Raw genomic sequence first — 15646 nt, 5'->3', positions numbered from 1 at the left:
CATCCCCACCGGGTCTACCACCACCACATCCAAACACGCACGGGGGAGGGCCCGGCGGGCGGAGCCCGCTCGCCGCGACTTTCGCGTTCTCTCACCCACTCGGGACACCGGAGGTCGTCATGCCGCCATCGCTCCGGGACCCGCGGGAGGTCGCACAATGAAGGTCGGTTTCATCGGCCTGGGCAACGTAGGCTCCAAGCTGTCGAAGAGCCTGTTGAGAAACGGGTTCGAGATGGTGGTCCGCGACCTGGATCGGACGGCAGCCCAGCCGTTGCTCGACAGCGGGGCCGGGTGGGCGGACACGAACCGGGAACTTGCCGAGGCTTGCGATCTCGTCATCACCTGCCTGCCGTCTCCCGCCGCGGTGCGGTCGGTGATGGAAGGCCCGGACGGGGTGTTGGAGGGTCTGGGAGTCGGCAAGATCTGGCTCGAGATGAGCACCACCGACGAGGCTGAGGTGCGGCGTCTTGGCGCGCTGGTCGCGGGCACCGGCGCCCGGCCGATGGACGGGCCGGTATCGGGCGGATGCCACCGGGCGGCGACCGGCAACATCTCCATCTTCGTGGGCGCCGAGCGGGAGGACTTCGAGCGGGCGCTGCCGGTGCTCACCACCATGGGCCGCCGGATACTCCACGTGGGGGGACTCGGATCGGCCTCGGTCTTGAAGGTGGTCACCAACTACCTGGCCTCGGTGCATCTGGTGGCCCTGGGCGAGGCTCTGATGGTGGCGCGCCGGTCCGGTATGGACCTGAACACCGCCTACGAGGCGATCCGGATCAGTTCGGGCAACTCGTTCGTCCACGAGACCGAATCCCAGGTGATCCTCAACGGGAGCTACAACATCAACTTCACGATGGACCTGGTCGTGAAGGACATGTCGCTGTTCCAGCAGTTGGCCGACCAGCAGGACACGCCTTTGGAGATCTCCCCCCTGGTCCTGGACATCTTCCGCCGGGGCGAGCAGGTCTACGGGTCAAGAGCCTGGTCACCCGGCATCGTCCGGTTCCTGGAGGACGCCTGTGGCGTGGACTTGAGGGCCCCGGGCTTCCCCGAGGAGATAGTCGACACCGAGCCCGAGCAGCCCGGCTACGAAGTCGTGCCTTCGGTCACTTGACGATCCTGTCTCGCCGCGCGGTCTCCGCAGGCCGCGATCTCGATAGATAGACAAGTGCCGGGCAAACCGGCAGTGGCGATTTCATGCAATCCGGGTCGAGTCGGACCTGCTCTGCGCGTCGGCGAGGAGGCGGCGGCCGGAGCGATCCAAGACCGCTCCCACCACGCCGGCTATCGCGATGCCGCCGCCCACGAAGTGCAGGGCGGTCACGGGCTCGGAGAGCAGCCAGTGCGCCTGGGCGCTGGACAGGACCGGTTCGGCTCGTTGCATGAGGGGTGGGATGTTGGCGGGTAACCAGCGATAGGCCCAGGTCATCAGCGCCAAGCCGACCCCTCCGGGTATCACGGCTACGTAAACGATCAGCAGCCAGTCCCGGGTGGTCACCGGGCCCGGATCCCAGCCGGTGAGCGCCATGAACAGGGTCACGCCGATCGCTGCTATCGCGAGGATGGCCCAGAGCAGCACGATGGCGTCCATGTGGGCCCTGGAGATCTTCAGGATCACCAGGTAGAACGCCCAGCAAACCACCCCCGAGCATGCCAGGGCCATCCCGAGCGGATCGCCTCCGAGGCCGGTGGATCCCCCGTAGGCCACCAACCCGGTGCCGAGGACCGCCACCACGACCCACAGCCGGAACCGGGCGCCGGGGCGTTCCCCCAGCATCGGGACGGCGATCACGCTCACGATCAGGGGCGTCACAGAGGTCAGCAGCGCTACATCTGTCACCGAGGTGAGCTTGGCTGACACGACGAAAGCCGGCTGGGCGAACGCCACCAGCAGACCCGGCAGGATCGCCCAGCGCATGGAGGAGAGTGACGGGCGCGCCTCGGGTCTAGCGGCGAGTCTCCAGACGACCACGAGGCCCAGCGCCGCGGCGCCGATCCAGAGTCGCCAGAAAGAGAACTGGAGCCCGCCGAGGCTGGTCGCCTTGATGGCCACCAGGCCGGTACTCATGATGAAGATACTGGTTGCCATGGCCAGGAGCGGGATGCCTAGGCCGTCTCCACGCAGCGCTGTGGTCGGGTAAGGGCGGGCCAAGCGGGGTCTTCTCCATGGTGAACCGGGCCTGGAACGCTCCTGTCCCGGGCGAGGAGAGAATACCCACCTGCTCCTGATCTCCCGATGGCCGAAGCGGCCAGGCTACGGTTACCCTGCTTCGGCCGAGCAATCTCCGAGCAGCGAACCTGGAGACCGCCCTTTGAGCCCGACGCCCGCCATCCTCAGTGCCTCATACGCCTTGGCCCATGCTCCCGATCTGGTCAGGTACGGGTCGAAGCCGGTGCGCGAGATCGGTCGGGATCCATCGCTACTGGCCCGGATCAATGGGTCCCTCCGACCTTGGGACGAAGTGGTGGCCTACCCGCCGAACCAGGTCTTCATCGGCAATCTCGCACCGGAGGACCTGGCGTCCATCACCCGTCCCTGGTACGAGAACAGGATCGGCTCGGCAGGTCCCGCGGGGGCCTTCGGGCGCATGGTCACCCAGCCTGCCCTGTACGGGCTCATGAAGCTGTGTGATGATTTCGATCTGCTCACCATCGACGGGGAGCTGGCAGAGCAGGCCGGCGCCGATCTGGTCGACTTCGATCATCGGAGGGATCGCATCACGGGTGTCGACCCGGCCGAGTTGCGGACCATCGCGGAGGAGAGTGACGGTCTCGATCTCCACCACGACGGACGCCTGGCCGGGTTCATCCGAACTGCCCACGATCAGGACGAGTCGCTGGCCGCGTCGGTGCTGCTGGAGAACCTGGCCAGCAAGGCGACCGCAGTCCTGGCAGTTTCCGATCTCCTCAGGAGCACTCGCGTCGAGGCCGGTGACATCGACTACCTGCTCAACTGCGGCGAGGAGGCGGTGGGGGACCGGTACCAGCGGGGCGGGGGCAGCCTGTCGAAGGCGGTCGGCGAGGTGGTGGGCTGCGGGAGCGCCACCGGATCGGACATCAAGGCGTTCTGCTCGGCGCCGGTGCACGCGCTGATCGCCGCCGGCGCGATGGTGGCCGCGGGTGTGTACAGGTACGTGGTGGTGCTGGGCGGCGGATCGCAGGCCAAGCTCGGCATGAAGTTCGGCGCTCACCTGCGCAACGGGGTACCGGTGATGGAGGACTGCCTGGCCTCCATGGCCTTCCTGGTCGGTCCGTCCGGCGCCGACGGCGACGGGATGGAGTTGCGGCTCGATCTCGCCGGCAAGCATCCGATAGGGGCCGGCTCCTCCCCGAAGGCGGTGTACGAGTCGCTGGTGGTGGAGCCGCTCGTGAGGGCTGGTCTCAGCATGACCGACATCGACAAGTATGCGGTGGAGATGCACAATCCGGAGATCACGGAGCCCGGCGGGAGCGGCGACGTGCCGAGAATGAACTACCGGACTCTGGCGGCGATGGCGGTGCTGCGGCGCGAGATCGGGAGAGGGGACATGGACCCCTTCGTGGCCGAGCGGGGCATGCCCGGCTTCGCCCCGACCCAGGGACACATCCCGGCCGGGGTTCCCTACCTCGGACACGCCCTGGAAGCCATGCGCCGCGGCAGCCTCGACCGGGCCATGATCGTCGCCAAGGGGAGCCTGTTCCTGGGCAGGATGACCCAGCTGGTCGACGGGGTCTCCTTCATCGTCGAGCGGCCGGCGGTGGCGCGCCGCCTCCGGTAACGAGCAGGGCATCCGTATCATTGCATTGACAATCCGGGTGGACCGGACCGTCGGACCGGTGACACACACGGCGTCCGGGGCTGTGGCCACCGCGGGGGAAGCTCGGAGTAATGGGAAGGCCTTCCAGCGCGGGGAATCTGATGATATATGTGGTTATGTTCATCAAATCGGATAAAATCGGAGGCTAACGATGGGCGAGATTGTGGTCGACATCGAACTGGAGAACGCGGTGGATGTCGACCTCGTCAGGCAGGGACACCTGCAGGAGGCCGAGGTCCGCCGGGCGACGGTAGGGGCGGTCGTGGATACGGGTGCGCTGATGCTGGCGCTCCCCGAGGATGTTGTGGCGCGTCTGGGAGTGGCGATCGTGGACAGGGGAACCGTCTCCTATGCGGACGGTCGCCGGGGCGAGCTGCCGATCGCTGGCCCCCTGACCGTGCGCATTGGTGACCGCTGGGCCTTCGCCCGATGCGTCGTAGTACCACCGGACGTCGACGCGTTGGTGGGCCAACTCGTGCTGGAGGAGCTGGATCTGGTGGCCGACTGCCGGAACCAAACACTGGGCCCCCGGCCCGAGGCGCCGGACTTCCCCGTTTTCAGGATGTAGCTGCGGCCGATCCGGCAACGATTTGCCCCGCCTGTGCCGGATGGGCGGGGCGATAGACTCTCGAAGACCCGCCGCGATCGCGTCGTCAACGACTGCTTGACCCCCGGCGGCCAAGGCCCCACGCAGGAGAGGAGAGCGCATGGATCTGACAGGTAGGAGGGTGGTGGCCATCGGTGAGCGGGAAGGCGTCACCGGGCCCAGCCTCAAGCTCCTGGCCGAGTCGGCCGGCGCCGACGTGGTGTTCAGCGTCACCCAGTGCTTCGTCTGAACGGCTGGGGGCGCGATGGACCTGGAGGACCAGGCGAACGTGAATCGCCTGGCCGAGACCTCCGGCACCGACGGCATGGTCGTGTTGCTGGGGCAACCGGACGCCAACAGCGCCGGTCTCTTCGCGGAGACGGTGACCAGGGGCGATCCGACCTGGGCAGGTCCGTTGGCCGGAGTCCCGTTGGGACTTCCCGTATATCACGTATTGGAGCCGGAGATAAAGGAGCAGATGGACGGCGATCTCTACGATGAGCACGTTGGTCTGATGGAACTCTCCGCCGACGTGGACGAGATCATCAAGTGGGTCGCTGTCTACAGAGACTGACTCGTAGCGTCGAGGGCTCACCAGCCCCGATGAACAGGTGGACGAGGGATGGCGGTGGGCTGTGGGCACCGTCCTCGATAAGGGAATGCATTAGGCCCATCAGCGTTTAGGCGTGAGCGCCTGGACGCCCCCGTCCCAAACAAATGTACCGCTGGCCGCCATTTTGCGGCTGTCTTCGACGGTGTGATCTACACAAAGCTGACATGTTCCGCCGCGGAGCCTGTCAGGCCCCTCGCCCCGCTGCTAACGCCTCCACGGTGTGAGCAGTCCATGCAGCCCCGCCCGGTCGATCAGGTCCTCGGCGCGCGCCTGCGCCTCGCGCATGACCTCTTCCTCGTCGACCATGGTGCAGCGCCCGTTCTCGAGCGCCAGGTTGCCGTCGATGATGGAATGGACCACGTCCGATCCCCGGACGCAGTAGGTGATGGCGGAGACGGTCCGGTGCCAGGGGGTCAGGTGGGGGCTCTTCATGTTCACGACGATGATGTCTGCCAGCTTTCCGGGTGCCAGCTCACCCGCCTCGATGTTGGCGTAACGGGCACCCTCCCTCGTGGCCATCTCCAGGGCCTCCTCCCCGTTGCTGATGGTCGGCTCCAGGGTGTGGACCCGCTGGAGGAGGATGGCCTGCTTCATCACCTCGAACATGTCCTGGCGATGGTTGCAGCACGGACCGTCGGTGCCGAGACCGATCGGCGCGCCTGAGGCTCGCAGGTCCCTGAGCCGCATCACCCCGAGGGCGATGTACTGGTGGGAGATCGGACAGTAGGCGATGCCCGTGCCGGTCTCGCCCACATGGTCGATCTCGGCGTCGTCGAGGTAGATCCCGTGGGCGATGGTCGCCTCCGGTCCGAGCAGGCCCTCCTGGTAGAGCCACTCGACCGGGCGGATACCGTATTCCTCCAGGTAGGTGGGTGGGTCCTCCAGGCGTTCCGAGCAGTGCGTATGCCAGCCGACTCCGGCCTCTCGAGCCAGGGCCACGCTCCGCCGTACCAGGTCCTGGTCGTTGTAGATGATGTTGAGGGGAGCCGGCCAGACCTGCACCCGCTCACCGGCCGGGTACTGCTCCATCGCGGCGGTGGTGATCTCGATCTCCTCGTCATTGGAGTAGGAGAACAGCTCGCCCGCCAGGTTGAATCGGCGGGCTATGTCGGTCGCCTCGCCTACGATGCCGCGGGCCACGGCCCCCCGCAGCCCCACCTCGTGGATGGCGCCGGCCACGGCCAGGGTGGTGTCGAGATCGGACGGCGCGTAGTGGTTGTCGATCACCGTGGTGGTACCGGCCTTGAGGGCTTCCACCGCTCCCAGCTTGGCTCCAATCCGGCCCTCCTCCAGGTTGATGGAGATCGAGAACGGCCACATGAAGTCGGTCAGCCAGGTCCACAGCGGCATCCCCTCGCCCAGCCCGCGGGCCAGACCCTGGAACAGGTGGTCGTGGGTGTCGATCAACCCCGGCAGGACGGCATGCCCGGAGCAATCGATGGTACGTCCCGCCCGGTACCCGGCCAGGTCCTCGTCCGGGCCTACCGCCACGATCCGATTGCCCGACACCGCCACCGACCCGGGCTCGATCACCCGGCGCTCGTCGTCCACGGTCACCACCGACCCTCCCGTCAGGAGGAGGTCGCAATCTCGGCTTGTCTCGTTCATCTGAGGGAACCTCCTAGTTGGCGGCCGTTCCGCCGGTGCCGGCTGCGCGGTCCGGGATCTTGAGGAGTCGGGAGGCCGTGCCGCCCATGATGGCTTCCATCTCCTCCTCCGTCACCGCGGGACCGCCGACCTCGGCGGCCACCCGGTTGACCGCGCGGAAGATGTCGGAGGCCACCCCGCCGGGGCCGGACTTCTGCTTGTCGTTGTTGTCGGACCCGTAGACCGCCCGGTCCAGCGCGCCGAGGCTCCTGAGCTTGTTCAGCACCCGGTACAGATCGCGGGGATCGCCCCCCGCGTAGTAGGACAGGTCGGCATAGAAGTTCGGGTGCCGGGCCACCACGGCGATGCCCTCGTCCACATAGGGAAAGGCCAGGTAGACGACCACCTTGAGCTCCCGGTAGCGGATCCCGAGCTCGTCGAGGAGGACCGGACGGGCGTGGGGCATGGGAGCGTTGATGATCGGTGTGAATCCGGTGTGGGTGTGGATCGGGAGGTCCAGCTCGAGACACTTCTCGTAGACGGGCGCAAGTCTCGGGTCGGCGGGATCATGATGGTGGTACGTAGGCAGGAGCTTCATCATGCGGAACCCGAACTCGGTGACGCACCGTTCGATCTCCTCGGTGGCCGCCCGCACGTCGCGGAGCGCGTCCACGCACGCCACGCCGTACAGGCGTCCCGGATGCGCGGCGCACTGGGCCGCGGTGTAGTCGTTGGGCACGTGGACCTCGTGACGGTCCGGGTGGTCCGGATGGAACGTGGTGCGGCGCAGGTCCGATCCGTGCGCCAGGCCGACATCGATTCCGGCCCGGTCCAGGAGGTCCACCAGGGCCGCCCCGTCGGTCCAGACGTACTCCCCGCCGTAGGGACGGTACAGCTCCTCCATCCACCAGACGGGAGCGTGGCGGGCCGTCTCGGTGAGGTAGAGCAGCACGTCGACGGTAGGCATCGGATCAGTCCAGCTTGTACAGGCGCTGGGCGTTCCCGCTCACGATGCCGTCGATGTCCGCGGTGGTGAACGGCTCCCGGCCGGTGCGATCGGCCACCTCGTTCAGCTCGCCTAGGAGCTGGGTCCCGATCTGCTGACCTCCGCCGGTCCGGTCCTTGTCGTTGTTGTCCGAGCCGTACAGAACCCGGCCCAGGGCGCCCAGACCGCGGAGTTTGTCGAGAGCGTCGAACAGTGGCCCCGGCCCAGCCCCCATGAAGTAGGCGATGTCGGCGTGGAAGTTGGGGTGGCGGGCCACCACCGCGATGCCCTCGTCCACGTAGGGGAAGTTGATGTAGACCAGCACGCGGAGGTCGCGGTAGCGGATACCGACCCGGTCCAGCCGTTCGGGGTGGCCGTACCGGAGCGCGGCGGTGATGGTCGGCGAGTAACCGGTGTTCACGTGGGCGACGATGTCGAGCTCGAGGCAGCTCTCCAGCATGGGCGCCAAGGCGGGATCGTCGATGTAGTAGTTCTGGTAGGTGGGCAGGAACTTCGAGGACTTGAAACCGTATTCGTCCACGCAGCGCCGTTGCTCGATGACCCCGGCCCGCACGTCCCGCAGCGGATCGATGTTGGCCACGCCGATCAGCCGGTCGGGGAAGAGGGCCACCTGTTCCGCCGTGTAGTCGTTGGGCACGAACACGTGGCGCTGGTCAGGGAAGTCGGGGTGGTAGGTGGTGCGGCGGATGTCGGAGCCCTGCACCATCCCCACGTCTACCCCGGCCCGGTCGAGGATGCCGACGATCGCCTCCCCGTCCGTCCAGATGTACCCGCCGCCGTAGGGGCGGTAGAGCTCCTCCATCCACCAGATCGGCGCCTGCTCCGCGGAGTCGGTCAGATGGAGGTGGCAGTCCACCGTCACCATGGGAACGTACCTCCCCGCCCGACACTCGTCGTGATATGGCCGCCTCGTAGCGTATCAAGGTGCCACGCAGGTGCGACAATTGCCGGCGCGGATCAGGACCGAGGTCGATGACGAACGTGAGTAGCACATCCCGGACCTCCGGCACCACGGTTAGGGCCGCGGTGTGGAGGGAACCTCGAGCACCGTTGAGTATCGAGGATGTGTGGCTGGCCGATCCGGCGCCGGGCGAGGTCGGCGTCCGGGTAGCGGCTACAGCGATCTGCGGCAGCGACCTCGCCTACGTGGATGGCCATTGGGAGTCTCCGAGTCCTGCGGTCCTGGGTCATGAGGCGGCGGGGATGGTCGATCGGCTCGGCCCGGGCGTGACGGATCTGGCGGTGGGCGACCGGGTGGTCGTGACGCTGATCAGGAGTTGCGGATCGTGCCGTCGCTGCTTGGCGGGGGCTCCGGTGGGCTGCTCGGGACGGTTCGCGCTGGACGAGTGCGGTCCGCTGCGCGACGCGCGCGGGTCGGAGATCCGGCAGGGTCTGGGGGTGGCGGCGTTCGCCGACGCGGTGACCGTCCACCGATCCCAGGTTGTCCGGGTGGGCCCGGAGATCGCCCTGGACGCGGCGGCGCTGCTGTCGTGCGGCGTGCTGACGGGCGTGGGGGCGGTCCGCAACACCGCCCGGGTCACTCCGGGATCCTTCGTGGTGGTGCTCGGAGCCGGCGGCGTGGGGCTCAACGTGGTGCAGGGCGCCCGGCTGGCCGGAGCGGCGGAGGTGATCGCCGTCGACCCGGATCCGCGCCGGCTGGCTGCGACCGTCCGGCTCGGCGCAAGCACCGCGGTCGCGGTCAGGGACGATGTGGGGGGTGAGGTCCGGGCCGCGACAAAGGGCGAGATGGCGGACTACGTGTTCGTGGCCACGGCGGCGGTATCCGCGATCGAGACGGGACTCGACCTGCTGGCGAGGATGGGGACACTGGTGCTGTTGGGTATGCCGCCGAGCGGGGCGAGGGTTAGCCTGGACCCGGTTGCGGTGGCGAGCACAGGCCAGCGGATACTCGGCTCGAAGATGGGTTCTGCCCGGCCGGACCGGGATATTCCTGCCCTGGCCGCCCTCTACAGGGAGGGTCGCCTGGAACTGGACGGCCTCATCACCGCCCGCTACGCGCTCGCCGAGATCGGGGAGGCCCTGGGGTCGGCTCGCATCGGTGACGCCCTGCGCAACGTGATCATCACCGACGAGAGCTTGATCGCATGAGGATCGTAGACCTAGAGACCTTCGTGGTGGCCAACCCGAGACCGGATCTCGGCGGCCCCTACTTTGTCTTCGTGAAGCTCACCACCGATGACGGGATCGTCGGGTATGGCGAGCACTACGGGGCCACCTTCCGACCGCCGGTCGTGGAGGTCATGCTGGAGGACCTGGCCGGGGCGTTGCTGATCGGCCGGGACCCGTTCCTGATCGAGCGTTTCTGCCGGAGCGCCTACGGGCGGGGGTTCACTGCTAGACCCGACGTGACCCTGGGCGGCGCCATCAGCGCCCTGGAGATGGCCTGCTGGGATATCATCGGCAAGGCCGTGGACAAGCCAGTCCACGCGTTGCTCGGCGGCCGGGTGAGGGATGCGGTGCGTTCCTACACGTACATCTACGACGAACCGGGTGTCGAGGGCGATGCCGTGTACCGGGATCCCGAGTTGGCGGCCCGCCGGGCGGCCGCATACGTGGAGAAGGGCTTCACTGCTCTCAAGTTCGACCCGGCCGGTCCCTACTCCTCCATGGGCGGGTACCAGCCCCTCCTGGAGCGGATCGAGCTCTCGGCGCGGTTCTGCTCGGCCATCCGCGAGGCGGTGGGGACGGATGCCGACATCCTGTTCGGCACCCATGGGCAGTTCACGCCCGCCGGCGCGATCCGGCTGGCAGCCCGGCTGGAGCCCTACGATCCGCTGTGGTTCGAGGAGCCGGTCCCGCCCGACGATGTCGAGGGTATGGCCATGGTCCGCCGGCACACCTCGATACCCATAGCCGCCGGGGAGCGGCTCACCGGCAAGGCGGAGTTCGCCCGTCTCCTGGCGGCGTCGGCGGTTGACATCGTCCAGCCCGATCTGGGGCGGTGCGGCGGCCTCCTGGAAGGCAAGAAGATCGCCGCCATAGCGGAGGTCCATGGCGCCCAGATCGCGCCCCATTGCTACTGCGGACCGATCGTGGCCGCGGCCAACCTGCAGCTGGCCGCCTGCTCTCCCAACTTCCTGATCCTGGAGGCGATCGAGGACTGGGGCGGGTTCCACGCCGAGCTTCTCAAGACCCCGCTTCGGTTCGAGAACGGATGCACCGTCGTTCCGACCGCCCCCGGCTTGGGAGTGGAGCTCGACGAGGAGGTCCTGGCCGCCAATCGTTACGAGGGCGACGATCTCCATATCGAGATGGTCGACGACCCGGTCGACCACAACGATCCCCGCTGGTGAGACGGCTGCATCACCCGTAGCGTTCCGAGAGACTTCCCCTGCCGCGGCGCGGCGAGCCGCTGGAGGGGACTCCGCGCCGGGCTGCCTACGCCCCGCCGATCCGGGTTGACCGCAGGTTCCCGCCGAACCGGGCGGTCTCCCCACCGGATGTTGTTGGATCAGCCGGATCATGGCCCGGTTCGTGTCACACCCACGTTCTATGGTATTGGATAACCGTAAATACCAATGGTCCGGTCCGGACGTCGGCCGGATCATCGACGGTCAGACCGTCGAGCAACCTCCACCCGGGGGATGGTGGGACGCGCTCGGCTCCAAGGTGGTGGCGGTGGGGGAGGGCCCAGCGGGGGAAGCCGGAGTGGCGATTTTCGCGTTCTTCCGCGGGCTCAGGAGACCGGAAGGGCGCCGAAGAAGACGGGGATTGGTTGGCCCTATGTGGCCTCGGACCGGAGGTCTCGCTGCCGACGTTCGGGCCAACCGGGCGCTCTCCGGCACCCTCCTAGAAGACGATCAGGCCGCGGGCCTGTTCACCGGCTGCGAGGGCGCGGAAGGCTTCGTTGGCCTGGTCGAGGTCGTATCGCCGGGTGATCAGATCTCCGATCCTCAGCCTGCCCGCCATGGCCAGCTCGACCATCCTCGGGAACTCCACGGCGGGGTTGCTGCTGCCGTAGTTGGAGCCGAGGACCCGGCGCTCTCCCGCGATGAGATGCATGGGGTTCACTGCGAAGGTCTCGTCAACGCCGGTCAGGCCGATCACCACCTCGACTCCCTGCGGGGCCAGGATGCGGAGGCCCTGTTCCATGGCCTCGGTGCTTCCGACCGCGACGATGCACGCGTCCACTCCGTGACCGGTCAGCCCCATGACCCGGCCGACCAGGTCCTCCTTGGTGGAGTTGACGGTGTGGGTGGCGCCGAACTCTCGCGCAAAGTCCAGCTTGGAGTCGATGACGTCGACACCGATGATCGGGTCGGCCCCGGCGAGGGCGGCAGCCTGGACCGCGTTGAGGCCGATGCCCCCGCATCCCAGGATCGCCACGCTTTGGCCCTCCGTGACGCGGGCTGTATTGACCACCGCCCCGAAGCCGGTGGTGACCGAGCATCCGATCAGCGCCGCCAGGTCGAGCGGGAAGTCCTTCCGGATGCTCACGGCCCCTTCCTCGGGAACCACGATGTAGGGGCCGTAGGTGGCCGGACCGTAGTGGTAGACATCCGTGCCCCGGTACTTGAAGCGGGTTGTCCCATCGGACATCCGGCCGAACGGCGGCTCGTTGAGGCAGAGGGCGGGATAGCCCAGATGGCATGGTCGGCAGGTCAGGCAGTTGGGCGCCCAGGAGATGACCACGTGGTCCCCCGGCGACAGCGTGCGACATCCCGGACCCACCGCGTCGACGATGCCGGAGCCCTCGTCACCGAGCACGATCGGGGTCGGTGCGCCGGAGTGGGTGCCATCGGCGGTGAGCAGGCAGCTGTGGCACACCCCGCTGGCAGTCATCTTGACCCGGACTTCACCGCATCGGGGATCGTCGAGGTCCAACTCGAGCATTTGCATGGGTTGGCGCGCCTTCACGAGGACGGGTGCGGTAATGCGCATTTCTCTTGCTTCCTTAGGGAACGGGAATCGTGCCCGGCTCCGGTGGGGTGGCGGACTGCAGTCGGGATCGGCCCGGATTGTCAGGGCTGGATCATATGCGGCCGGCAGGACTCCGGCGCCATCCTGTTTCCGCGCATAGCGTTAGGTGACGGATAGAGTTCTTGCCATGGCAGTTGGTAGGGAGCGTCACCGTGGGGAGGGGACTGGTAGCGGCGGGGCGTGGTCCTGGTTCCTCTACGGCCCGGTCTTCCTCGTCCTGCTTCTGGCCGCTGCGTGTGGCGGGGAGGATTCCGGCGAAGAGTCCGAGATGATGGCGGCGGCCACCGTGGCCCCGGAAAGCCTTTCGGACGAAGCCATGGTGACCACCACCGCGATGATGGCGGTGGTCCAGGAGGCCTCCGCTGACATGGAGGAAGCCGCAGACGGGGAGTCCTCGCTGCCGTCATCGAAGGATGCCGGATTGCCAGCCGCGACACCGGCCGACCTCGGGCGTGACGTCATCTACCGGGGAACCATCTCGGTGCGGGCGTCGGATGTCGAGGCGGCCGCTCGTGAAGCTGTCAACATCGTGCAGGGACTGGGGGGATTCGTCTTCGGGCAGCAGGTCAGCAGTAGCCCCGAGCCCGAGTCGCACCTGACCTTCAAGGTCATGCCTGCTGACTTCATGCCGGTTCTGGACAGTCTCGCCGGCGTGGGCGAACTGGTCGAGAAGCGGATCACAGCCGACGACGTGACCGAGCGGATCGTCGATTTCAGAAGCCGCATCGCGACGGCCGAGGCGAGCGTCCTACGTCTCCGGGACCTGTTGCAGGAGGCCCCCGACCTCGAGAACGTGGCTCTGATCGAGCGGGAGCTCGTCCAGAGGGAGACCGATCTGGAGACCCTGCGCGGGCGCCTGCGAACCCTCACTGATGCGGTCAGCCTGGCCACCATCGAGATGGCCATACTCCAGCTCCATGAACCGGTTCCCGAGACCGGCATCGACGTGGACGCATGGGTTTCCGACTCCGACGAGGATCCCTGCCTGGGCGAAGAGGTGCTCGTAACCTCCCCCGATGGCGACGCCTACTTCTGCGTCCAGGTCGAGAACACCGGCGAGGTCGCCCTCACCGACGTGGAGGTGACCTCGGAGGCCCTCCGCCTACGTCCCCAGGACAGCCGCACCGACCCCCGGTCGTTCCAGTTGGTGTCGGGAACCTTCGACAGGATCGAGCCCGGGGAGCTGCTCAGCGCCGTGTTGCGCGTTGCCATCAGCGAGGGGCGTATCGCCGGACGGGTGGCCACCAGGGGCGGCGTCGAGGTGGGGTTCCAGGTCTCCGGCACCCCGGTTCCCGATGATGGCGTCCCGTTGGACACGGTGACCAACGACGCGATCACTTTCGTGGTGGTAGACGAGGAGGAGGGACCGCCGTCTTTCATCGACTCGGTCGTCACCGGTTACGGGGGTCTGGTCCGAGCCCTCGCTTACATCGTGGCCACCGTCGGCCTGTTGCTCCCCTTCATCCCCGTCGTGGTTGTGATCGGCGCCGTTTACTGGTGGATCCGGCGGTGGATACGCGGTCGCCGATCCGGTCGGTCGATCCCCGCGGACTCGAGCCCGGACCGTTCACAGGACCCACCGGACGAACCACGCGATTAGCCGGTAGTCCGCATCGGGGATCGTGTTCCGGTGGTGCGGCTCGATAAGCTGCCACCCGTGTGACCGATCCGCTGCCAGAACTCACCGGAAGGAGTGTCGATGACCATGACAACCACGGATCTCGAGAGGGTCATCACCGCGGCTGCTGAGCATCCTGGCGCGATGGACGACCACGAGGTGTCGGCGGTCGAGCAGACCGTGGAGTTGCTGGACAGGGGCGAGATCCGGCTGGCGGAGAAGGTGAACGGCGATTGGATCGTCCACGCCTGGATCCAGCAGGCCATCAACCTCTACTTCCGGGTTCCCGAGATGGAGACCCTGCGCGCCGGTCCGCTCGAGTTCTACGACAAGATACCCCTGAAGCACGACTACGAGGGCCGTGGCAACCGGGTGGTGGCCGGAGGCATCGCCCGCTACGGGAGCCATCTCGAGCCGGGAGTGGTGATGATGCCCAGCTTCGTCAACATCGGCGCCTACGTCGGCACCGGCACCATGGTGGACACGTGGGCGACCGTCGGCAGCGGCGCCCAGATCGGTCGCCGGGTGCACCTGGCCGGCGGGGTGGGCATCGGCGGCGTGCTGGAACCGCCCGGGGCGAGGCCGGTCATCGTCGAGGACGACGCCTTCATCGGCTCTCGGTGCATCGTCGTGGAGGGGGTGATAGTCCGCGAGGGTGCGGTCCTGGCGGCCCAGAACTCGATCACCGCCTCGACCCACATCGTCGATGTGACTCAAGATCCCGCCGTCACCTACAAGGGCGAGGTCCCGGCCGGAGCGATCGTCATCCCCGGCAGCCGGAGTCGCGAGTTCCCAAGCGGTACCTACGAGGTCAACTGCGCGCTGATCATCGGGAGGCGGACGGGTACCCATGACGACAAGTTGGCCCTCATGGACGCGGCCCGCGACTTCGGATTCGCTCTGTAGCTACTCGAAACGGAGGGTTACAGACCGGTTGCGACAGGCAGATACCGGGATGATGCGCGCCCGGGACGGCGCACCGCTACGGGCCGGAGTCGGACCCCTCAGCCAGAGGACCCGGCTGCACCTGCTGTCAATGGCATCCGCAGCCACCGCCGGCGCCTGACGGGTTCGCCTTCATGACGGTGAAGCCCTCGCCCTGGGGCGTCTCCACGTAGTCGATCGCCACGCCCTCCACGGCGGCGCGGGTCTCGTTCGCCACGGCCATCTTCACTCCGTGGGCCTCGAACACCTCGAAGTCGTTCCCGGCTTCGGCCATGAAGGCCAGGCCGTACATGGTCCGGCAGCAACCTTGCCCGGCGGGGAAGACATGCAGGTAGGCCCTTTCCAGTGCTCCCTCGCTCAACTCGATCACCTTCTCGGCCGCCATCGGTGTCAGATCGATCAGGGTCGTGTCGCTCATTACGTGTCCCTTCCGTCCCCGGCGCGTTCGCCGGACCGTGCTCGTGTGTATCGGGAGTGGTTGTCAGATGGCTCAAACGGCGTAGCCGGACCATCGAACCGTAGCGAAGGCCGGGCTTCACTCCCCGAACTGTAG

General features: G+C 67.3%; 14 protein-coding genes. 8 read left to right on the top strand and 6 right to left on the bottom strand.

Translation table 11 applies throughout. The annotated features are described in order from the left end of the window. Positions 1–157 precede the first annotated feature (157 nt). A complete protein-coding gene (locus tag OXK16_15945) occupies positions 158–1114 on the top strand; it encodes an NAD(P)-dependent oxidoreductase (GenBank protein MDE0377434.1) in 957 nt (318 codons plus the stop codon). An 81-nt stretch (positions 1115–1195) separates the two neighbouring features. On the opposite strand, the gene OXK16_15940 is transcribed toward OXK16_15945, so the two are convergent. Continuing rightward, complete coding sequence (locus OXK16_15940) at positions 1196–2152, bottom strand: DMT family transporter (GenBank protein MDE0377433.1); 957 nt, start codon at positions 2150–2152, stop codon at positions 1196–1198. A gap of 160 nt (positions 2153–2312) precedes the next feature. On the opposite strand from OXK16_15940, the gene grdC reads away from it, so the two are divergent. The 3 genes from grdC (at position 2313) to grdA (ending at position 4957) form a co-directional block, all read left to right on the top strand. Then, on the top strand, positions 2313–3758 hold the full coding sequence (gene grdC, locus OXK16_15935) for a glycine/sarcosine/betaine reductase complex component C subunit beta (GenBank protein MDE0377432.1): 1446 nt from the start codon (positions 2313–2315) through the stop codon (positions 3756–3758). A 190-nt stretch (positions 3759–3948) separates the two neighbouring features. After that, positions 3949–4365: a clan AA aspartic protease gene (locus tag OXK16_15930; protein ID MDE0377431.1), complete on the top strand. Its 417-nt coding sequence runs from the start codon at positions 3949–3951 to the stop codon at positions 4363–4365. Positions 4366–4504: 139 nt separating this feature from the next. Beyond that, complete coding sequence (gene grdA / locus OXK16_15925) at positions 4505–4957, top strand: glycine/sarcosine/betaine reductase complex selenoprotein A (GenBank protein MDE0377430.1); 453 nt, start codon at positions 4505–4507, stop codon at positions 4955–4957. 243 nt (positions 4958–5200) lie between these two features. On the opposite strand, the gene OXK16_15920 is transcribed toward grdA, so the two are convergent. The 3 genes from OXK16_15920 to OXK16_15910 are packed head-to-tail and all read right to left on the bottom strand — an operon-like array spanning position 5201 to position 8454. Further along, the gene (locus OXK16_15920) at positions 5201–6604 is read right to left on the bottom strand and encodes an amidohydrolase (GenBank protein ID MDE0377429.1); all 1404 of its coding nucleotides are present in this window, start codon (positions 6602–6604) and stop codon (positions 5201–5203) included. Between the two features lie 13 nt (positions 6605–6617). Next, positions 6618–7550, bottom strand: a complete 933-nt coding sequence (locus tag OXK16_15915; GenBank protein ID MDE0377428.1) for an amidohydrolase family protein — start codon at positions 7548–7550, stop codon at positions 6618–6620. Positions 7551–7554: 4 nt separating this feature from the next. Continuing rightward, on the bottom strand, positions 7555–8454 hold the full coding sequence (locus OXK16_15910) for an amidohydrolase family protein (GenBank protein ID MDE0377427.1): 900 nt from the start codon (positions 8452–8454) through the stop codon (positions 7555–7557). Positions 8455–8639: 185 nt separating this feature from the next. Between OXK16_15910 and OXK16_15905 the strand changes: the two genes are divergently transcribed. Both OXK16_15905 and OXK16_15900 read left to right on the top strand, forming a co-directional pair. Next, positions 8640–9698: an alcohol dehydrogenase catalytic domain-containing protein gene (locus tag OXK16_15905; protein ID MDE0377426.1), complete on the top strand. Its 1059-nt coding sequence runs from the start codon at positions 8640–8642 to the stop codon at positions 9696–9698. Continuing rightward, positions 9695–10903: a mandelate racemase/muconate lactonizing enzyme family protein gene (locus OXK16_15900; GenBank protein ID MDE0377425.1), complete on the top strand. Its 1209-nt coding sequence runs from the start codon at positions 9695–9697 to the stop codon at positions 10901–10903. The genes OXK16_15905 and OXK16_15900 overlap by 4 nt, the downstream gene beginning before the upstream one ends. 496 nt (positions 10904–11399) lie before the next feature. Here the strand turns inward: OXK16_15900 and OXK16_15895 are convergent, their stop codons facing one another. Then, on the bottom strand, positions 11400–12491 hold the full coding sequence (locus tag OXK16_15895) for a zinc-binding dehydrogenase (GenBank protein MDE0377424.1): 1092 nt from the start codon (positions 12489–12491) through the stop codon (positions 11400–11402). A 166-nt stretch (positions 12492–12657) separates the two neighbouring features. Here OXK16_15895 and OXK16_15890 point away from each other — a divergent pair, with 166 nt between their 5' ends. After that, positions 12658–14130: a DUF4349 domain-containing protein gene (locus tag OXK16_15890; GenBank protein MDE0377423.1), complete on the top strand. Its 1473-nt coding sequence runs from the start codon at positions 12658–12660 to the stop codon at positions 14128–14130. A 105-nt stretch (positions 14131–14235) separates the two neighbouring features. Further along, positions 14236–15054 (top strand): 2,3,4,5-tetrahydropyridine-2,6-dicarboxylate N-succinyltransferase, encoded by an 819-nt coding sequence (locus tag OXK16_15885; GenBank protein MDE0377422.1) that lies wholly within the window; start codon positions 14236–14238, stop codon positions 15052–15054. A 127-nt stretch (positions 15055–15181) separates the two neighbouring features. On the opposite strand, the gene OXK16_15880 is transcribed toward OXK16_15885, so the two are convergent. Then, positions 15182–15511, bottom strand: a complete 330-nt coding sequence (locus OXK16_15880) for a hypothetical protein (protein MDE0377421.1) — start codon at positions 15509–15511, stop codon at positions 15182–15184. Positions 15512–15646 lie beyond the last annotated feature (135 nt).

This window comes from bacterium, from assembly GCA_028821235.1.
GTDB lineage: Bacteria > Actinomycetota > Acidimicrobiia > Spongiisociales > Spongiisociaceae > Spongiisocius.
This window is presented reverse-complemented; position numbering and strand designations above follow the sequence as displayed.